We start from the raw sequence: 19,837 nt of genomic DNA, 5'->3' as shown, positions 1-19,837 counted from the left end.
AGGGCCAGGGACGGGAGGAAAACCCAGAAGGGCCACGGGCACATGCGGCCCGTGACCCTTCGGAAAGCGTCGTCAGAGACCCGCGGCCGTGCGGAGGGACTCGGCGCGGTCGGTGGACTCCCAGGAGAAGCCCTCACGCCCGAAGTGCCCGTACGCGGCGGTCTCGGTGTAGATCGGCCGCAGCAGGTCGAGGTCGCGGATGATCGCGGCGGGACGCAGGTCGAACACGTCCAGCACGGCCGCCTGGATCTTCTCCACCGGCAGCTTCTCGGTGCCGAAGCACTCGACGAACAGCCCGACCGGCTGGGCCTTGCCGATCGCGTAGGCGACCTGGACCTCGCAGCGGTCGGCGAGCCCGGCGGCCACGACGTTCTTGGCGACCCAGCGCATGGCGTAGGCGGCCGAGCGGTCGACCTTGGACGGGTCCTTTCCGGAGAAGGCGCCGCCTCCGTGGCGGGCCATGCCGCCGTAGGTGTCGATGATGATCTTGCGGCCGGTGAGGCCGGCGTCGCCCATCGGGCCGCCGATCTCGAAGCGGCCGGTGGGGTTGACCAGCAGGCGGTAGCCGTCGGTCTCGATGTCGGTGAGGTCCTTGAGCACGACGTCGACGACGTGCTCCTTGATGTCGGGGGTCAGCATCTCCTGCAGGTCGATCTCGGCGGCGTGCTGCGTGGAGACCACCACAGTGTCGAGCCGGACCGGCTTGTCGCCGTCGTACTCGATCGTGACCTGAGTCTTGCCGTCGGGGCGCAGGTACGGGACGGTGCCGGACTTGCGGACCTGGGTGAGCTGCATGGCCAGGCGGTGGGCGAGCGTGATGGGCAGCGGCATCAGCTCGGGCGTCTCGCGGCACGCGTAGCCGAACATCAGGCCCTGGTCGCCGGCGCCCTGGCGGTCGAGCTCGTCGGCGTCGCCCTCGACGCGGTACTCGTAGGCGTCGTCGACGCCCTGGGCGATGTCGGGCGACTGCGCGCCGATGGACACCGACACGCCGCAGGAGGCGCCGTCGAAGCCCTTGTGGGAGGCGTCGTAACCGATCTCAAGGATCTTCTCCCGGATGACGCCCGGGATGTCGACATAGGTCTCGGTCGTCACCTCACCCGCGACGTGGACCTGACCGGTGGTGATCAACGTCTCGACCGCGACCCGGCTCTTCGGGTCGTCTTTGAGCATGGCGTCCAGAATCGCGTCACTGATCTGGTCGGCGATCTTGTCCGGGTGGCCCTCGGTGACCGACTCGGAGGTGAACAGGCGACGTGACAACTCAGTGGCTCCTCATGCAGCGGCTGCTGACAAATCAAGGGCTCAGCGCGAGTTGACACGCCAGAGCCTCGCCGAAGTCTAGCCCTACCCGGCACTCCGCCGCGAAACAGACCACGATCGAAATGGTCAAAGGTGGGGCAGAGGATCCAGAGGAAGCCTCTCCGGAGCGAACGCCTCCACGTCGGCGGCGGCGACCACCGCGGCGTACTCCTCGTCGATCTCGAACGTCATGTCGCCGAGCTCGATGACGGGCCCGGGCGCCCGCGTGATCGGGCCGAGCCGCGTGTCGCGCGGGAACGTGGCGTACACCGAGACCGGCCGGTCCCCGCGGAACATCCGCGTGGCCAGCACGGCCACGGCCAGGTCCGTGACCACGATGAGGAAGTTGGCCGACCCGCCCGGCCCGACGGACAGCGCGGGGAACACGTAGCGGATCGCGCCCTTGTTTCCCAGCACCGTCCTGCAGCGGTCCCTGACAGCAGAATTCACCGGCATGCCGCCCTCCTTCGCCCCAGTATCAGCGGGCATTCCGGGCGCTGCAACAGGCGATCGGGTAATCATTCCAACCCGTTCGTCCCGTACGTCCCGGAAGGATGTTCGAGCACCTACCGGAGGGAGCGAAGAAAGACAGGGCGCTTCGTCCCGTACATCCCGAAAGAACGTCCGAGCGCCTACCGGAGAGGGCGAGAACCGGAGTCAAGGGAAGACGGTCGCGCACGTCCCGGAAGAACGTCCAAGCATTTACCGGGAAGAGCGGGGGCCGGAGTCAGGAAAGGCGGGGCGCGACGGCGTCCCAGACGGCGTCGGCGACGTCGTCCTTGGGGCCGCGCGGGACCTCGATCGGGTCGCCGCCCGCCACCAGGATGGTCGCCGCGTTGTCGGGGGTGCCGAAGGCGAGGTTCTCGCCGACCTGGTTGACCACGAGCAGGTCGCAGCCCTTGCGGGCGAGCTTGGCCTGGCCGTTGGCGAGCACGTCGTGGGTCTCGGCGGCGAATCCGACGAGCACCGCGGGCGAGCCGTCGTCGCGCTCCTTGCGGAGGGTGCCGATCTCGGCCAGGATGTCGGGGTTCTCGACCAGGTGGATGGGCGCGGGTCCGGCGTCCGTCTTCTTGATCTTGACGTCCTGGCGGTCGGCGGGCCGGAAGTCGGCGACCGCGGCGGCCATCACCACCGCGTCGGCGCCCTCGGACGCGGCCAGCACCGCCTCCCGCAGCTCGACGGCCGACTCCACGCGCACGACCGTGGCACCGGCCGGGTCGGGCAGCGACACGTTCGCGGCCACCAGCGTCACCTCGGCGCCGCGGGCGGCGGCCGTGCGGGCGAGCGCGTAGCCCTGCAGGCCGGAGGAGCGGTTGCCGATGAAGCGGACCGGGTCGATGGCCTCGCGGGTGCCGCCCGCGGAGACGACGACCCTGCGGCCGGCGAGGTCGCGCGGCGCGCCGCGCAGCACGCGCAGGCACACCTGGAAGATCTCGGCGGGGTCCGGCAGGCGCCCGGGGCCGGTGTCGGCGCCGGTGAGCCGGCCGACGGCCGGGTCGATCACGATGGCGCCGCGCTCGCGCAGCGTGGCGACGTTGGCCTCGGTGGCCGGGTGCTGCCACATCTCGGTGTGCATCGCGGGCGCGAACACCACCGGGCAGCGCGCGGTCAGCAGCGTGTTGGTCAGCAGGTCGCCGGCCAGCCCGTGGGCGGCCTTGGCCAGCACGTCGGCGGTGGCGGGGGCGACCACGACGAGGTCGGCCGCCTGGCCGATGCGCACGTGGGGCACCTCGTGGACCGAGTCCCACACGTCGGTCGTCACCGGGTTGCCCGACAGGGCCGCCCAGGTGGGCTCGCCGACGAAACGCAGCGCGTCGCGGGTGGGCACCACCCGCACGTCGTGACCGGACTCGGTGAACAGGCGCAGCAGCTCACACGCCTTGTAGGCGGCGATGCCGCCGCTGACGCCCAGAACGACGTTCATCGAGGCGTCAGGCCGCGCCTTCGATGGGCTCGGCGTTGAGCAGGCCCTCGGAGACCTCGCGCAGCGCGATGGAGAGCGGCTTCTCCTGGGCGTGCGTCTCGACCAGCGGCCCGACGTACTCAAGCAGGCCCTCGCCGAGCTGGGAGTAGTAGGCGTTGATCTGGCGGGCCCGCTTGGCCCCCATGATCACCAGGGAGTACTTGCTGTCGACGATGTCGAGCAGCGCGTCGATCGGCGGGTTGGTGATGCCCTCAGCGACCGGGGCAATTCCTGCCACGATTGATCAGACCTCTCGGTTGGTGGTTGCGGTGACCCCCTGAGGGTCGGTCATCAAGGCTATCAGCCGGTGGCACACGTCTTTGACGTCCGTGTTCACCAGCGTGAGGTCGAACTCCTTCTCCGCCGCCATCTCGATCCGCCCGGCCTCCAGCCGGCGGGCGATGACGTCCTCGGGTTCGGTGCCCCGCCCGCGCAGACGCTTCTCCAGCTCCGCCCAGCTGGGCGGAGCCAGGAAGACGAGCAGCGCGTCGGGCATGCTCCGCCGCACCTGCCGGGCGCCTTCCAGGTCGATCTCCAGCAGGGTTGGCACGCCGGCGGCCAGCTTGTCGAGCACAGGCTGCCGCGGCGTGCCGTAGCGGTTGCCCGCGAACTCCGCCCACTCGAGCAGCTCGCCCCGCTCCACGAGCCGGTCGAACTCCTCGCCGTCGACGAAGTAATAGTGGACCCCGTGCACCTCGCCGGGCCGGGGCCGCCTGGTGGTCACCGAGACCGACAGCCACACCTCAGGGTGCGCCCGCCGGAGCTCGGCCACGACCGTCGACTTGCCGACGCCCGACGGCCCGGACAGGACCGTCAGCCGCCTCTCCGAGGGGTGGAAGCCCCCGACTCTGCCGACGCCGGACGCCTCGTAGGCCATCACACCGCCGGACCAGGACCTGTCGGTCACTTCCTACCCCCCGTCGAACCAGAAGCTCCGTGTGGAACCGAGATTAGCTCTCGCCGCCACCGAACTCGCGCTCGAGGGCGGCCCTCTGGTTCGCGCCGAGGCCCCGCACGCGGCGGGACTCGGCGATGGCAAGCTTCTCCATCAACTGCTTGGCGCGGACCTTGCCCACGCCAGGGAGCGACTCCAACAATGCCGACACCTTCATCTTGCCGATGACGTCGTCGGTCTGCCCATCCTTGAGCACCTCAGCCAGAGAAACCGCGCCATGCTTGAGCCGGTTCTTGACCTCGGCACGCTCTTTACGGGCCTTTGCAGCCTTCTCCAGGGCTGCGGCGCGCTGCTCGGGGGTCAGGGGAGGAAGAGCCACGCCGGGTCACCTCGAATTTCTGTCGATGTACTCGGACGGGAAGGGAAACTAGCTGGTCATTGCCCCCTAGGCAACGCCAAGGGCGGTTTCTCTCGCCACAAAATCCACTTCATCACATTCCGTGTTCGTAAAATCACTGACTGCTGATCAAATCGCCCTCACTTCCGGGTTTCAACCGCGCACGCGGACGCGGCGAGGGGCGCTACGATGATCACGTACGGACATGCGGGGCGTGTCCGAAAGCGGGGCTGACCTGTGTCCGAAACCTGGCCGCGCCGTGCCGGAGTGGCGCCCGGCCCGGCCGCGCGCCGGCGTCGGCGATCTCAGGCCGCCGCCCCCTCTCGCGCCCGTCCCGCCGCCACGGGAACCTCCCGCTGTGGAGCCTCGTGTCAAGATTTCTCGTACGAACGACCGCACCGACACCGCACCCCCAGAGCGGTTCGGTGAAGCCCACGCCGGCTAGCCCCCGGCACCTAGGAGCCACCGGGCCGCGCCCGGGCCGGCTTAAACCGCGGAGGCCCATCGCTCACGGCCTCCACAGGCTGGCCCCTCACAAGCCACGCGCCGCGACCGACCGGCCGCGGCGCAGCCAACCGGGTCGGAACCGACCACGCCGGAGCCCACCGCGCCAGGCACCTCGTGTCCGACCTGCCCGCGCCCGGCACGGCCGGCCATGGCAGACCCCGTCGGAACCGCCCGCACGGCGCGGCCTCCGACGCGCCGGATGTCGCAGAGTCGGACCTTCCGCGTCGGGCGGGTGGGTGAGCGCCGGTATCACCACGACGCCTTGGCACCGTCCGCCCTCCAGCCCTGGGTGGGTCGCTTCCCCCTGGCCGGGCCATCCTCCGGCTCTGGCCGTCGCCTTCCCCCCTTTTGGCCGGGCCGCCCTCCAGCTCTGGCCGTCGCCTTCCCCCTTCTTGCCGGGCCGCCCTCCCGCGCTGGCCGGGGTGCCCTCCTGCCTTGTGCGCGGCGCCCTCCGGCTCTTGCCGAGGTGCCCTCCAGCTCTGGGCGGGGCGCCCTCCTGACTTGGGCGGGTCTCCGAGCTCTGGCTGGGGCTCACGAGGGTCACAGGCTGTTTTCCTGATCCGCCGACCACCGCGGGGCGATCAACGGCGTGCTGGGGCGGTCGCTCACCCCCGCCCTGCCGACGGCCGTCGGGCGGCAGGGGGCGCGCTGCCGGAAGAACGGCTGTCAGGCGTGGCTGGTGCGGCGGAGGGAGGCGGCGATGGCCGCGGCCGCCGCGCCCGGGTCCGGGGAGGCGGTGATGGGCCGGCCGATCACCAGGAGGTCGGCGCCGTCGGCGAGGGCCTGTTCGGGGGTGGCCACGCGGGCCTGGTCCTGGGTGGCCGAGCCTGCCGGGCGGACGCCCGGGGTGATGAGGGTGATGTCGTCGCCCACCTCGGCCCGGACGGCGCGGAGTTCGTGCGGCGAGCAGACGAGCGCGGTGGCGCCCGCCGACACGGACAGGGCCGCCAGGCGGCGGACGGCGTCGGGCGCGGGGCCGGCGAGCCCGATGCGCTCCAGGTCGTCGTCGGAGAGCGAGGTGAGCACGGTGACGGCGGCGATGCGGGTGTGCGGGGCCGCCTCCACGGCCGCCCTGATCATGGCGGGGCCGCCCGCGGCGTGGACGGTGAGGATGGAGGGCCGCAGCCGGGCGACGGCGCCGGCGGCGCCTGAGACGGTGTTGGGGATGTCGTGCAGCTTGAGGTCGAGGAAGACCTCCACGCCGCTGGCCCCGCGCACGGAGTCGATCACGTCGGGCCCGTAGCGCAGGTAGAGCTCCAGGCCGACCTTGACCGTGGTGACGTGCGGGGTCACCAGCGCGGCCCAGCGGGCGGCGGTCTCCAGGTCGGGGGCGTCGAGGGCGACGGCTATGGGTGCGGGAGTCAAGAGGTGCTCTCCTCGGTGTCGACGAGCAGGTGCCGGGCGGCGCTGCCCGGCGGCCGGTGGGCCAGGCCGACCGCGTCGGCCAGCCGCTGGAAGCCGCGCGCCTGGAGCAGGTCTTCGAGCTCGCGCTCGATGCGCAGGCACGCGTACGGGTCGTGGAACAGGGCCGTGCCGACCCCGACGGCGCAGGCGCCCGCCAGGATGAGCTGGAAGGCGTCCCTGCCGGTCATGACGCCGCCGACGCCGATGAGCGGCACGCCGGGCAGCGCGGCGTGCACCTGCCAGACGCAGCGGACGGCGAGCGGCAGGATGGCGGGCCCGGACAGGCCCCCGGTGACGGCGGCCAGCGACGGCCGGAGCGTCTCGGTGTCGATGGCCATACCCAGCGGGTTGTTGATCATGCAGAGGGCGTCGGCCCCGGCGTCCACGCAGGCGCGGGCGACGGCCACGATGTCGGCCACGTCGGGCGCCAGCTTGGCGACCACGGGGACGTCGTAGCGCATGATGGACCGGACCGAGGCGATCACCTCGGCGGCGGTGCCGCCCTCGCGGGCGAAGACCCGCCCGCGGTCCTCCATGTTGGGGCAGGACAGGTTGACCTCCAGCGCGGTCACCCCGGGCGCGTCGGCGAGCCTGCGGGCCAGCTCGGAGTATTCGGCGACGGTGCCGCCGCCGATGGACACGATGGTCTTGATGCCGCGCTGGGCCAGCCAGGGCAGCTCACGGTCCAGGAAGGTGTCGATGCCCGGCCCCTGGAGGCCGACGGCGTTGAGCATGCCGGAGGGCGTCTCGGCCATCCGGGGCGTGGGCCGCCCGGCGCGCGGCGCCATGGTGACCGAGCGGGTGGTCAGCGCGCCAAGCCGGTGCAGGTCGAAGAACTGGGCCAGCTCGCGCCCGGAGGAGGCGCAGCCGGCGGCCGTGGTGATCGGGGTGGCGAGCTCCACGTGGGCGAGGAAGGTGCGCATGTCGACGGACATCGCGTTCACCCGCTATCCGGCATGGCGGGCACCGCCTCCGGGGGCGCCGAGTGCGTCGAACGGGATCGTTCCGACGTCCTCGAAGCGCACCCGCTCACCGCGGAACACCGGGCCCTCGGCGCAGGCGCGGACCATCCGGGTGGTGCCGTCGTCGCCGATGACCGGCAGGACGCAGGTCATGCAGACGCCGATGCCGCACGCCATCGCCTCCTCGACCGCCACCTGGACGGGGATGTCGAACTCCATCGCGACCGCGGTGACGGCGCGCAGCGACTCCATCGGCCCGCAGGCGTAGACGGCGTCGGCCCGGGTGTCGGCGATCACGGACGGGAGCGCGTCGGTGACCCGGCCGCGCAGCCCGAGCGAGCCGTCCTCGGTGGTGAGCGTGGTGGTCTCGGCCAGGCGGCGGGCCCGCATGGCGCCGAACACCCGGTCGGCGCTGGCCGCGCCGAGCACGAAGTCGACCCGGCAGCCCCGTTGCAGCAGCATGTCGGCCAGCGGGAACAGCACGGCCGACCCGTACTCGGTGCCGACCAGCACGCAGTGGACGGGGTCGCGCGGCAGCGGGAAGGGCCGGCCGAGCGGGCCGACCAGGTCGAGCGTGTCGCGGGCGCGGCGCTCGGCCAGCCAGGCGGTGCCGGGGCCGCGCACGGTGAAGACCAGCTCGACCGTGCCGCCGTAGTCGGCCTTGACGTCGTGGATCGTCAGGGCGCGCCGCGTCACCATGGACGTGTGCGCGCCCCCGACCGCGACGGAGACGAAGTGGCCGGGGCGGTGGCGTTCGGCGATGCCGGGTGCCACCACGGTCAGCGCATGGTAGGCGTCGACCCGGCGCGTCGTCAGCACCGTGCCCGTCACCTGCACCGGAGTGCCGGCCAGTCTGCTTCACCTCCTGGGGTCAGCCCCGTAGTGCCTGTGCGTGCTCCTGGAGGGACCGTACGCCGACGTCCCCCCGCACGATGGCCTGGATGCCGGCCGCGGCGGCGGCGAGCCCGGCCACCGTGGTGATGCACGGTATGCCGCGCAGCACGGCGGCGGTGCGGATCTCGTAGCCGTCGAGCCGCGACCCGGGCTGGCCGGGGCTGTCGAACGGGGTGTTGACGATCAGGTCGATCTCCCCGTCGAGGATGGCCTGCACGCTGGTCGGTTCACCTCCTGGACCGGTCCCTTCGCTGTGCTTGCGCACGATCTTGGCATGGACGCCGTTGCGCCGCAGCACCTCGGCGGTCCCCTCGGTGGCGAGGATCTCGAAGCCCAGGTCTGCCAGCGCCTTCACAGGGAAGATCATGGCACGCTTGTCCCTGTTGGCCACGGATACGAACGCGCGTCCCTTGGTCGGAAGTTCGCCGTAGCTGGCCGCCTGCGACTTGGCGAAGGCGATGCCGAAGAACGCGTCGATGCCCATGACCTCGCCGGTGGAGCGCATCTCGGGCCCGAGCACGATGTCGACGCCGCGGAACCGGTTGAACGGCAGCACCGCCTCCTTGACCGCGATGGAGGCGTCCAGGGGCAGCGTGCCGCCGTCGCCCTCGGCCGGGAGCATGCCCTCGGCGCGCAGCTCGCGCAGGGTGGCGCCGAGCATGATCCGGGCGGCCGCCTTGGCCAGCGGCACCGCGGTCGCCTTGGACACGAACGGCACTGTCCGGCTGGCCCGCGGGTTGGCCTCCAGCACGTACAGCGTCCCGGAGGAGATCGCGTACTGGACGTTCAGCAGCCCGCGCACGCCGACGCCGCGGGCGATGGCCTCGGTGGCGGCGCGGACGCGCTTGATGTCGGCGCCGCCCAGCGTGATGGGCGGCAGCGCGCACGCCGAGTCGCCGGAGTGTATGCCGGCTTCCTCTATGTGCTCCATGACGCCGCCGAGGTAGAGCTCCTCGCCGTCGTAGAGGGCGTCGACGTCGATCTCGACGGCCTCGTCCAGGAACTTGTCGACGAGCACCGGGTGGCCGCCCTCCTGGGCGGCCATGTAGCGGGTGAGGGTCTCGTCGTCGTGCACGATCGCCATGCCGGCGCCGCCGAGTACGTACGAGGGACGCACGAGCACCGGATAGCCGATCTCCCCGGCGACGGCGACGGCCTCGGCGACGGTGGTGGCGGTGCCGTGCCGGGGCGCGGGCAGCCCCGCCTCGGCCAGCACCCGCCCGAACGCGCCGCGTTCCTCGGCCAGGTGGATGGACTCGGGCGAGGTGCCGACGACGGGCACGCCCGCGTCCTTGAGCGCCTGGGCCAGGCCGAGCGGCGTCTGCCCGCCGAGCTGCACGATGACGCCGGCGACGGGGCCGGTCCGCTGCTCGGCGTGGACCACCTCCAGGACGTCCTCTAACGTGAGCGGCTCGAAGTAGAGCCGGTCGGAGGTGTCGTAGTCGGTGGAGACGGTCTCCGGGTTGCAGTTGACCATGACCGTCTCGTAGCCGGCCCTGGACAGCTCGAAGGAGGCGTGCACGCACGCGTAGTCGAACTCGATGCCCTGCCCGATCCGGTTCGGCCCCGAGCCGAGGATGATCACCTTCTGGCGGGTGCCGGCGGGGACCTCGTCCTCCTCGTCGTAGGTGGAGTAGAGGTAGGGCGTCTTGGCGGCGAACTCGGCGGCGCAGGTGTCGACGGTGTTGTAGACCGGCCGCAGGCCGAGCGCGTGGCGCAGGTCGCGGACGCGGGCCTCGCCGATGCCGCGGATCTCGCCGATCTGGGCGTCGCTGAAGCCGTGGCGTTTGGCGGCGGCCAGCACCTCGGCGGTCAGCTCGGGCGCGGCGGCGACGGCGCGGGCCTCCTCGTCGAGCTGGAAGAGCTGGTCGAGGAACCACGGGTCGATGCCGGTCGCCTCGTACAGCTCGCCGGGGGTGGCGCCGGCCCGGATGGCCTGCTGGACGGCGCGGAGCCGGCCGTCGTGCGGGGTGCGGACGGCGGCCAGCAGCTCGTCCTTGTCGCCGGGGTCGCCGGCCCAGGAGAAGGAGGAGCCTTTCCGCTCCAGGGAGCGCATCGCCTTCTGCAGCGCCTCGGTGAAGGAGCGGCCGATGGCCATCGCCTCGCCGACCGACTTCATGTGGGTGGTGAGGGTGCGGTCGGCGCCGCGGAACTTCTCGAAGGCGAAGCGCGGCACCTTGACCACGATGTAGTCGAGGGTCGGCTCGAAGGAGGCCGGGGTCTCCTGGGTGATGTCGTTGGGGATCTCGTCGAGCGTGTAGCCGACGGCCAGCTTGGCGGCGATCTTCGCGATCGGGAAGCCGGTGGCCTTGGAGGCCAGCGCACTGGACCGCGACACCCGCGGGTTCATCTCGATGACGATCATCCGGCCGGTGCGCGGGTCGACCGCGAACTGGATGTTGCAGCCGCCGGTGTCGACGCCGACCTCGCGGATGACCGCGATGGCCACGTCGCGCATGTTCTGGTATTCGCGGTCGGTGAGGGTGAGCGCGGGCGCGACGGTGATGCTGTCGCCGGTGTGGACGCCCATCGGGTCGAGGTTCTCGATCGAGCAGACGATGACCACGTTGTCGTTCTTGTCGCGCATCACCTCCAGCTCGTACTCCTTCCAGCCGAGGATGGACTCCTCCAGGAGCACCTCGGTGGTCGGGGAGGCGTCGAGCCCCGCCCCGGCGATGCGCCGCAGCTCGTCCTCGTCGTGGGCGAACCCGGACCCGACCCCGCCCATGGTGAACGACGGCCGCACCACCACCGGGTAGCCCAGCTCGCCGGCCGCGGCCAGCACCTCGTCCATGCTGTGGCAGATGGCCGAGCGGGCCGACTCGGCGTTCAGCCCGCGCTCGGCGGCGACCTTGGCGACGATCTCCTTGAACCGCTCGCGGTTCTCGCCCGCCTGGATGGCGTCGAAGTCGGCGCCGATCAGTTCGACCCCGTACTGCTCCAGCACGCCCGCCTCGTGCAGCGCGACCGCGGTGTTGAGCGCGGTCTGGCCGCCGAGGGTGGGCAGCAGCGCGTCGGGCCGCTCCTTGGCGATGATCTTCTCGACGAACTCGGGGGTGATCGGCTCGACGTAGGTGGCGTCGGCGAACTCGGGGTCCGTCATGATGGTGGCCGGGTTGCTGTTGACCAGGACGACGCGGAAGCCCTCGTCGCGCAGCACCCGGCACGCCTGGGTGCCGGAGTAGTCGAATTCGCACGCCTGCCCGATCACGATCGGCCCGGAGCCGATCACCAGCACGGACTTGATGTCCTCACGCTTGGGCACGGCTCATGACCTCGCAGAACTCGTCGAACAGGTAAGCGGCGTCGTGGGGGCCGGCGGCGGCCTCGGGGTGGTACTGGACGCTGAAGGCGCGCCCGTCGAGCAGGCGCAGTCCTTCCACGCAGCGGTCGTTGAGGTTGACGTGGGTGACTTCGGCCGGCCCGTACGGGGTGTCGAACGGGCCGTCGAGCGGCGCCTCGACGGCGAACCCGTGGTTGTGGGAGGAGATCTCCACTTTGCCGGTCCGTACGTCCTGGACGGGCTGGTTGACGCCGCGATGGCCGTAGCGCAGCTTGTAGGTGGGCAGGCCGAGCGCCCGGCCGAAGAGCTGGTTGCCGAAGCAGATGCCGAAGAACGGGATCCGCGCGGCCAGCACCTCGCGCAGCGCGGTGATGTCGGCGGTGGCGGGGTCGCCGGGGCCGTTGGAGAAGAACACGCCGTCGGGGCGGACCGCCTCGATGTCGGCGAACGTGGCGGTGGCGGGCAGCACGTGCACCTCGCAGCCGCGTTCGGCCATCCGGCGCGGGGTCATGTCCTTCATGCCGAGGTCGATGGCGGCCACGGTGTGGCGCTTGGCGCCGACGGCGGGCACGACGTACGGCTCGGCGGTGGCGACCTCGGCGGTCAGGTCGGCGCCCACCATGGAGGGCGTCTGACGCACCCGTTCGACCAGCGCCTCGACCGGCTCTTTCGGGCTGGAGAAGACTCCGGCCCGCATGGCGCCGCGTTCGCGCAGGTGGCGGGTGAGGGCGCGGGTGCCGCGCAGGGCGATGCCGACGACGCCCTGGTCCTTCAGGTAGTCGTCGAGGGAGCGGGTGGCCCGCCAGCTCGACACCACCCGGGAGGGCTCGCGCACGACGTATCCGGCGACCCAGACGCGGGCCGACTCCGGGTCCTCGTCGTTGACGCCGGTGTTGCCGATGTGGGGGGCGGTCATGGCGACGATCTGGCGGTGGTAGGAGGGGTCGGTGAGGGTCTCCTGGTAGCCGGTCATCGCGGTGTTGAAGACGATCTCGCCGAACGTCTCGCCTTCGGCGCCGTAGGGGGTTCCGTGGAAGACGCGGCCGTCCTCCAGGACGAGCAGGGCTCCGCTCACACCAGTTTCCCTTCGAGGACGGTGGGCTTGCCGCGCAGGAACGTCGCCACCACCCGGCCGGGGAGGGTCATCCCGACGTAGGGGGTGTTGCGGCTCCTCGACGCGAAGGACGAGGAGTCCACGGGGGCGCGGTGGCCGGGATCGTAGAGGGTGAGGTTGGCGGGGGCGCCGGGCGCGATCGGGTGGCCGTGGCCGGTCAGCCGGCCGATCCGGGCGGGAGCGTACGACATGCGGTCGGCCACGCCCGCCCAGTCGAGCAGGCCGGTGTCGACCATCGCCTCCTGCACCACGCTGAGCGCGGTCTCCAGGCCGATCATGCCCATCGCGGCGGCCGACCACTCGCTCTCCTTGTCCTCCACCGGGTGGGGGGCGTGGTCGGTGGCGACGATGTCGATGGTGCCGTCGGCGAGCGCCTCGCGCAGCGCCTCCACGTCGGCGGCGGTGCGCAGCGGCGGGTTGACCTTGTAGATGGGGTTGTAGGCGCCGACCGGCGAGTCCTCCACCAGGTCGTCGGTGAGCAGCAGGTGGTGGGGGGTCACCTCGGCGGTGACGTTCCAGCCCTTGGACTTGGCCCAGCGCAGGATCTCGACCGACCCGGCGGTGGAGACGTGGCAGACGTGCAGCCGGGAGCCGACGTGCGCGGCCAGCAGGCAGTCGCGGGCGATGATCGCCTCCTCGGCGACGGCGGGCCAGCCGGTGAGGCCGAGCCGTCCGGAGACGATGCCCTCGTTCATCTGCGCGCCCTCGGTGAGCCTGGGCTCCTGGGCGTGCTGGGCCACGACGCCGTCGAACGCCTTCACGTACTCCAGGGCCCGGCGCATGAGCACCGCGTCGGAGACGCACATGCCGTCGTCGGAGAAGACCCGGACGCGGGCGGCGGACTCGGCCATCGCGCCCAGCTCGGCGAGCTGGCGGCCCTCCAGGCCGACGGTGACCGCGCCGACGGGCTGCACGTCGCAGTGGCCGTACTCGCGGCCGAGCCGCCACACCTGCTCGACCACGCCCGCCGTGTCGGCGACCGGGGAGGTGTTGGCCATGGCGTGTACGGCGGTGTAGCCGCCGCGGGCGGCCGAGCGGGTGCCGGTCTCGACGGTCTCGGCGTCCTCGCGGCCGGGCTCGCGCAGGTGGGTGTGGAGGTCGACGAGGCCGGGCAGGGCGATCGCGCCGCCGCCGTCGACCTCCTCGTCGTCGCCCGTGAGGCCGGGGCCGACCTCGGCGATCTCGACGCCGTCGACGCGGATGTCGACCGGTTCCTCTCCTAGAATCCGTACGTTACGGATGATCACGCTGTTTCTCCCCCGAGTAGCAGATAGAGGACGGCCATGCGGATGGTCACCCCGTTGGCGACCTGTTCGACGATCGTCGAGCGCGGGGAGTCGGCCACCTCGGCGGCGATCTCCATGCCCCGGTTCATCGGGCCGGGGTGCATCACGATGGCGTCGTCGGGCATCTTGGCGAACCGGTCGCGGTCCAGCCCGTAGCGGCGCGAGTACTCGCGCTCGCTCGGGAAGTAGGCGGCGCTCATCCGCTCCTTCTGGACCCGCAGCATCATGACCGCGTCGGACTTCGGCAGCACCGCGTCGAGGTCGTACGAGACCGCGCACGGCCAGGTGTCGACCGAGACGGGCAGCAGGGTCGGCGGGGCCACCAGCGTGACCTCGGCCCCGAGCAGGTGCAGCAGCAGCACGTTGGAGCGGGCGACCCGGCTGTGGAGCACGTCGCCCACGATGGTGATGCGGCGGCCGTCGAGATTGCCGAGGCGCCGGCGCATCGAGAAGGCGTCGAGCAGCGCCTGGGTCGGGTGCTCGTGGGTGCCGTCGCCGGCGTTGACCACGCTGCCGTGGACCCAGCTGGCCAGCCGGTACGGAGCGCCGGAGGCGGCGTGGCGGATGACGACCGCGTCGGCGCCCATCGCCTCCAGGGTCAGCGCGGTGTCCTTCAGCGACTCCCCTTTGGAGACGCTGGACCCCTTCGCCGAGAAGTTGATCACGTCGGCGGAGAGCCGCTTGGCCGCCGCCTCGAACGAGATGCGGGTCCGGGTGGAGTCCTCGAAGAACAGGTTGACGACCGTGCGGCCGCGGAGTGTGGGCAGCTTCTTGATGGAACGTTCCGAGATCCTCGCCAGCTCCTCGGCGGTGTCGAGGATGAGCAGCGCGTCGTCGCGGGTGAGGTCACCGGCCGAGATGAGGTCCCGTTTCACCTGGCGTCCTCCTTCCTGAGGATGACGGCGTCGCGCCCGTCGATCTCCCGCAGGAACACCTTCACCTTCTCGCTCTTGGCCGTGGGAAGGTTCTTGCCGACGAAGTCGGCGCGGATGGGCAGCTCGCGGTGGCCGCGGTCGACCAGGATGGCGAGCTGCACGGCGGCCGGGCGGCCGAACTCGCTGAGCGCGTCGAGCGCCGCGCGGACCGTGCGGCCGGAGTAGAGGACGTCGTCGACGAGCACCACGGTCTTGCCGTCGACCCCGTCGGGCGGCAGTTCGGTGCGGCCCAGCGGCCGGGCGGGGCCGTGACGCAGGTCGTCGCGGTACATCGTGATGTCGATCGAGCCGACCGGGACCTTGACGCCTTCGAACCGCTCGATGCGCTCGCCGAGCCGGTGGGCGAGGGTCACGCCGCGGGTGGGAATGCCGATGAGGACGACCTCGTCGGCGCCCTTGTTCCGTTCGAGGATCTCGTGGGCGATACGGGTCAGCGCCCGATGGATGTCCGGGCCTTCGAGCACGGCCCTGGATTCGGACATGCCGAAATCTCACCACCTTTCCCGCCTCACAGGACGGGGCTTAAAGGGTGTTGGTCGGGTCACAGAGTACCAGGGGGGATCCGCCCGAACCGGGCGCCCCCTGGCGGGTGAACCGGGGACGAGCTGGGGGATAGAGACACAATGACCTGTCATCGTCGCCAGTGCGCCCAAGGGAGCCGGTGATGACAGTCGTGCGGCGGCTCCTCCGTACCAAGCCCACCGAGCGGCTGGTCGCGGAGAGCGGCCACGGCGAGGGCGGCGAGCTGCGCCGCACCATGGGGCTGTGGCAGCTGACGCTCTTCAGCGTCGGCGCCACCCTCGGCACCGGCATCTTCGTGATCCTGAGCCAGGCCGTGCCCAAGGCGGGCCCGGCGGTCACGGTGGCGTTCGTGCTGGCGGCGGTCACGGCGCTGTTCTCCGCGCTCTCGTACGCGGAGCTCGCCGGGACCATCCCGGTGTCCGGATCGTCCTACTCCTACGCGTACGCGACGATGGGCGAGCTGGTCGCCTGGGTGTGCGGGTGGTGCCTGATGCTGGAGTACGCGGTGTCGGTGGCGGCCGTGGCGGTCGGCTGGGGCGAGTACCTGAACGCGTTCCTGGAGAGCCTGGCCGGCTGGCGCCTGCCCGACGCGATCACCCGCTCCCCCGGCCAGGACGGCGGCGTGGTGAACGTCACCGCCATCCTCATCGTGCTGCTGGCGACCTGGCTGCTGCTGCGGGGGGCCTCCGAGAGCGCCACGGCCAACGTGGTGTTCGTGGCCATCAAGGTGGCCGTGCTGCTGTTCTTCTGCGCGGTGGCGTTCACCGGTTTCAGCGCGGGCAACTTCTCGCCGTTCGCGCCGATGGGGGTGGCCGGGGTGACGGCGGCGGCCTCGCAGGTGTTCTTCTCCTACATCGGCTTCGACGCCGCCTCCACGGCCGGCGAGGAGGCCAGGAACCCGCGGCGCGACCTGCCGCGGGCCATCGTGCTGTCGCTGCTCATCGTGACCGTCGTCTACGTGCTGGTGGCGGTGGCCTCGATCGGCGCGATGCCGTGGACCGCGTTCGACCCCGCCCACACCGAGGCGAGCCTGTCCTTCATCGCCGATCTGGCCACCGGCTCCACCTGGGCGGGCCTGATCATCTCGTTCGGCGCGGTCGTCGCGATCGCGAGCGTGGTGCTCACGGTCATGTACGGGCAGACCCGCATCCTGTTCGCCATGTCCCGCGACGAGCTCGTCCCCCGGGTGTTCCAGCGGGTGAGCCCGAGCCGGCAGGTGCCCGCGGCCAACACCCTCATCGTCACCGCGTTCGTCTGCGTGCTGGCCGGGCTCGTCCCGCTCGGCCACCTCGCCGAGGCGACCAGCATCGGCACGCTGTTCGCGTTCGCGATCGTGAACGCCGGGGTGCTGGTGCTCCGCCGTCGCCGGCCCGACCTGCCGCGGAAGTTCCGCACGCCGTTCTTCCCCGTCACCCCGGTGCTCGGGGTGGTGTTCTGCGTCCTGGTCATGGCCGGTCTGGCCGGGGTCACCTGGGTGGCGTTCGCGCTGTGGATGCTGGCCGGGCTGCTCTGTTACTTCCTGTACGGCTACCGCCACTCGCGGCTGAGCACCGAGGAGGTGTCCCTGTGAAGATCGAGACGGTGCTGAGCGGGTTCGTCCCGGAGCCGCGGGGCCGCGACGGCCTGACCCTGGCCAGGCTGCTGGCCGGGCAGAGCGGCGCCCGCCTGCAGGTGGCGTACGTCAAGGCGCCGGCCTGGCCCGCGCCGGGTCCGGCACGGGCGGAGGCGGGCGCCTGGGCGGCCTTCCTGGACGAGCAGGCCGAGGCCACGCTGGCGCAGGCCCGCGAACTGGCCGGCGAGGACGCGGACCTGCTCACGTACACCCAGCGGGGCAGCGGGCGCGGACTGGTGGAACTGGCGCGCAAGCGCGGCGCCGACGTGGTGGTGATCGGCTCGGCGCCGCGCGGCAGGCGCGGGCGCATCTCCCTGGGCAGCACGGCCGACCAGCTCCTGCACTCCTCGCCGGTGCCCGTGCTGCTGGCCCCGCGCGGGTACGCCGACGACGTCCCGCCCGCGCTGACCCGCCTGACCGTCGCCTACCGCCGCGGGCCCGGTGCCGACGAGACGGTCAAGGCGGCGGCCAGGATCGCGGCCGCGCTGGACCTGCCGCTGCGGCTGGTCACGCTGGTCATGGCGACCTACCGGCGGCATCCGCTGGGCGGGGAGATGATGGCGGGGATGCGCGAGCAGGCGATGATGGACCTGACCGCCGCCGCCCGCGGCCCCCGGCGGCGGCACCAGGTGGACCTGGAGGTGCTGGAGGGCAGGACCGTCGGCGCGGCCATGCGGATGGGCGACTGGGAGCGGAGCGAGCTAATCATCTGCGCCTCCAGCTCCGCCGGGCCGCTCAGGCGGGTGTTCCTGGGCGACACCAGCATCAAGATCGTGCGGGCGGCCACCTGCCCGGTCATGATCCTGACACGGCAGCCCTGACTTGTCCGGGCCCGGTGCGAAAACCGCTGTGGTTACTCGGCAAACTAGGACGAAGTACAGTTAGTACGGGGACAAGAGGGGCTTATGCGTCGTTCTATGCCTGATCGGATTCGGCATCTTTTTTCCAATCAGCTTGACCTTAGGCGTCGGCCCCTTTACCGTCACTGTGCGTAACCAGCACCGCGCGGCGTTCTGGGGTGAACCCAGGGCCATCGCTACCGATGAGTGCCCGACAGGCACCGGACCCCCGGTAGCAGCGGCCTTCGCCGCGAGGGAGCACAATCTACTGAGAGCTATTAGAACGAGGAGCCGGGGGGCCACACGATGCCGTCTGAGTACGCTAAGTCGCTGGGTGCAAAACTCCGCGCGATCCGCACCCAGCAGGGCCTGTCCCTGCATGGAGTCGAGGAGAAGTCGCGCGGCAGGTGGAAGGCCGTGGTGGTGGGATCGTACGAGCGGGGCGACCGTGCGGTCACGGTGCAGAAGCTTGCCGAACTTGCCGACTTCTACGGGGTGCCCGTCTCCGAGCTGCTGCCCGGCGGTGCCGCGCCGAGCCCGCTCGGCCCGACCCCCAAGCTTGTGATCGACCTGGAGAGGCTGGCCGCGCTGCCCAAGGAGAAGGCGGGGGCGCTGGCCCGCTACGCCGCCACCATCCAGAGCCAGCGGGGCGACTACAACGGCAAGGTGCTGTCCATAAGGCAGGAGGACCTGCGCTCCCTCGCCGTCATATATGACAAGTCGCCCAGTGAGCTCACCGAGGAGCTGATCAGCTGGGGCGTCCTCGACGCCGAGGCCCGGCGGGCCGTCGAGACGTTCTGACCGACCCGGCTCCGCACAGCCGCCGATGAGGGGCGCGCCCATCCCAGGGCGCGCCCCTCATCGCGTTCCTGACAAAACCTCAAAACTCCCCCACATCCCGACATTTCACCACCCTCGAAAATCAGCCATTCCCGAATGAAACCTTTGACCATTCAACAAACCCCTGCACTTCCCCCTTCTCCTGTCAACCTCCCTCGCCCCAACCCGTCATGAACACTCCAAACAGCACCTCGTAGCCACGGCTCGATGCAGATGTACGAGCACGGGCACAGCACCTCCGTAGACGCGGCTCGGTGCAGATGTACGAGCGTGCGCACGTGACCTCCGGGCGGTTTCCCGACGCTACGAGGATGAGCCTCGGGTGAGCGAGGACGTGACTCCCTCGACATCGTGACGCGGGAACCCCGGCGTCAAAGCGGCAAGGCGCAGTGGTCCCTTGATGCTGAGCGCCGCGGCATGGGTTCGGCGCGCATGCCGTTCGTGGCCTGCGCCGCGGGGGCCTGGGCGCCAACAGGGGTTCCCACCACACAGGGGTAGTGGGGCCGGCGGCGGAGCTGTCCCCCATGGCGACGAGCACCGGCTCCACGGCCTTCCCCCCCTGCGGTTAGCTGCGTGTGCGTGCTCTTGCGGAATCATGACGCCCCCGACGTGTCGGGCGATTCCGGGAGTTCTCCCCGGCGCTAAGGCGTGGCAGCGCGACGACCCCCTGCGCCAAGGCGTGACGGCGCGTCTCGGGGCAGCCATGACGACCTCAACATTCGGGGCGACGCCATGGTTCTCCCCCGCCGCGCGAAGACATGGCGGCGCGGCAATCCCTGGCCGCCAGGCACGGCGGAGCGGGTTCTGCCGGGAACTCGCGTCGGGCGTAGCGGCCCGCGATCTTCACGGAAAGCCCGTGTGAGCGCCCGCGAGCGAGAGGATTCCCTGCAGCCCGACCACGGTCTTGGCCCTCTGGCTGGTCATCAAGCTCAGGCAGATGATGCCGTCCAAGCCGGGCGTGCGGTGGGAAGGAAGCATCAGCCGACGGCTGTCAACGACGGCCGAATTCTGACCCCCTGACGACGGTTGAATCTTGACCCCCTGATGTTGTCGTTGACTACTGTTCGTGCTCGGATCGGGCC

18 protein-coding genes are annotated in these 19,837 nt (G+C 71.2%); 3 read left to right on the top strand and 15 right to left on the bottom strand.

Going from position 1 to position 19,837, the window contains the following annotated elements:
* Positions 1-72: 72 nt before the first annotated feature.
* From metK to pyrR, 14 genes are all read right to left on the bottom strand, one after another.
* Positions 73-1,263: a methionine adenosyltransferase gene (metK, locus tag AB0J42_RS08975; RefSeq protein ID WP_364290557.1), complete on the bottom strand. Its 1,191-nt coding sequence runs from the start codon at positions 1,261-1,263 to the stop codon at positions 73-75.
* Positions 1,264-1,389: 126 nt separating this feature from the next.
* A complete protein-coding gene (locus tag AB0J42_RS08970; protein WP_364290555.1) occupies positions 1,390-1,758 on the bottom strand; it encodes a hypothetical protein in 369 nt (122 codons plus the stop codon).
* 271 nt (positions 1,759-2,029) lie between these two features.
* A complete protein-coding gene (gene coaBC, locus AB0J42_RS08965) occupies positions 2,030-3,226 on the bottom strand; it encodes a bifunctional phosphopantothenoylcysteine decarboxylase/phosphopantothenate--cysteine ligase CoaBC (RefSeq protein WP_364290553.1) in 1,197 nt (398 codons plus the stop codon).
* 7 nt (positions 3,227-3,233) lie between these two features.
* Positions 3,234-3,503, bottom strand: coding sequence for a DNA-directed RNA polymerase subunit omega (rpoZ, locus tag AB0J42_RS08960; protein WP_049577463.1), 270 nt, complete (start codon positions 3,501-3,503; stop codon positions 3,234-3,236).
* A 6-nt stretch (positions 3,504-3,509) separates the two neighbouring features.
* Complete coding sequence (gene gmk / locus AB0J42_RS08955; protein WP_364291104.1) at positions 3,510-4,142, bottom strand: guanylate kinase; 633 nt, start codon at positions 4,140-4,142, stop codon at positions 3,510-3,512.
* 73 nt (positions 4,143-4,215) lie between these two features.
* On the bottom strand, positions 4,216-4,539 hold the full coding sequence (gene mihF, locus AB0J42_RS08950) for an integration host factor, actinobacterial type (protein WP_364290551.1): 324 nt from the start codon (positions 4,537-4,539) through the stop codon (positions 4,216-4,218).
* 1,191 nt (positions 4,540-5,730) lie between these two features.
* Positions 5,731-6,429 carry an orotidine-5'-phosphate decarboxylase gene (gene pyrF / locus AB0J42_RS08945; RefSeq protein WP_364290549.1) on the bottom strand — a complete coding sequence of 233 codons (699 nt, stop codon included), beginning with the start codon at positions 6,427-6,429 and terminating at the stop codon, positions 5,731-5,733.
* Complete coding sequence (locus tag AB0J42_RS08940) at positions 6,426-7,403, bottom strand: dihydroorotate dehydrogenase (RefSeq protein WP_364290547.1); 978 nt, start codon at positions 7,401-7,403, stop codon at positions 6,426-6,428. Before AB0J42_RS08940 ends, pyrF begins: the two co-directional genes overlap by 4 nt.
* A 12-nt stretch (positions 7,404-7,415) precedes the next feature.
* The gene (locus AB0J42_RS08935; RefSeq protein WP_364290545.1) at positions 7,416-8,267 is read right to left on the bottom strand and encodes a dihydroorotate dehydrogenase electron transfer subunit; all 852 of its coding nucleotides are present in this window, start codon (positions 8,265-8,267) and stop codon (positions 7,416-7,418) included.
* A 34-nt stretch (positions 8,268-8,301) separates the two neighbouring features.
* Entirely contained in the window at positions 8,302-11,589 is a 3,288-nt protein-coding gene (gene carB / locus AB0J42_RS08930; RefSeq protein WP_364290543.1) for a carbamoyl-phosphate synthase large subunit, read from the bottom strand.
* Positions 11,576-12,682 carry a glutamine-hydrolyzing carbamoyl-phosphate synthase small subunit gene (gene carA / locus AB0J42_RS08925; protein WP_364290541.1) on the bottom strand — a complete coding sequence of 369 codons (1,107 nt, stop codon included), beginning with the start codon at positions 12,680-12,682 and terminating at the stop codon, positions 11,576-11,578. The genes carB and carA overlap by 14 nt, the downstream gene beginning before the upstream one ends.
* Positions 12,679-13,968: a dihydroorotase gene (locus AB0J42_RS08920; protein ID WP_364290539.1), complete on the bottom strand. Its 1,290-nt coding sequence runs from the start codon at positions 13,966-13,968 to the stop codon at positions 12,679-12,681. The genes carA and AB0J42_RS08920 overlap by 4 nt, the downstream gene beginning before the upstream one ends.
* Positions 13,965-14,882, bottom strand: a complete 918-nt coding sequence (locus AB0J42_RS08915) for an aspartate carbamoyltransferase catalytic subunit (protein ID WP_364290537.1) — start codon at positions 14,880-14,882, stop codon at positions 13,965-13,967. Before AB0J42_RS08915 ends, AB0J42_RS08920 begins: the two co-directional genes overlap by 4 nt.
* Positions 14,879-15,424 (bottom strand): bifunctional pyr operon transcriptional regulator/uracil phosphoribosyltransferase PyrR, encoded by a 546-nt coding sequence (gene pyrR / locus AB0J42_RS08910; protein ID WP_364290535.1) that lies wholly within the window; start codon positions 15,422-15,424, stop codon positions 14,879-14,881. The genes AB0J42_RS08915 and pyrR overlap by 4 nt, the downstream gene beginning before the upstream one ends.
* A 182-nt stretch (positions 15,425-15,606) precedes the next feature.
* On the opposite strand from pyrR, the gene AB0J42_RS08905 reads away from it, so the two are divergent.
* The 3 genes from AB0J42_RS08905 to AB0J42_RS08895 all read left to right on the top strand — a co-directional run bounded on the left by AB0J42_RS08905 (position 15,607) and on the right by AB0J42_RS08895 (position 18,716).
* Positions 15,607-17,034 (top strand): amino acid permease, encoded by a 1,428-nt coding sequence (locus AB0J42_RS08905; RefSeq protein WP_364290533.1) that lies wholly within the window; start codon positions 15,607-15,609, stop codon positions 17,032-17,034.
* Entirely contained in the window at positions 17,031-17,897 is an 867-nt protein-coding gene (locus AB0J42_RS08900) for a universal stress protein (RefSeq protein ID WP_364290531.1), read from the top strand. Before AB0J42_RS08905 ends, AB0J42_RS08900 begins: the two co-directional genes overlap by 4 nt.
* Before the next feature lie 324 nt (positions 17,898-18,221).
* The gene (locus AB0J42_RS08895; protein WP_364290529.1) at positions 18,222-18,716 is read left to right on the top strand and encodes a transcriptional regulator; all 495 of its coding nucleotides are present in this window, start codon (positions 18,222-18,224) and stop codon (positions 18,714-18,716) included.
* An 882-nt stretch (positions 18,717-19,598) separates the two neighbouring features.
* Here AB0J42_RS08895 and AB0J42_RS08890 read toward each other — a convergent pair.
* On the bottom strand, positions 19,599-19,837 hold a 239-nt coding region (locus AB0J42_RS08890; RefSeq protein WP_364290527.1), incomplete at its 5' end, for a hypothetical protein.

Source organism: Nonomuraea sp. NPDC049649, from assembly GCF_040675175.1.
Lineage (GTDB): Bacteria > Actinomycetota > Actinomycetes > Streptosporangiales > Streptosporangiaceae > Nonomuraea.
This window is presented reverse-complemented; position numbering and strand designations above follow the sequence as displayed.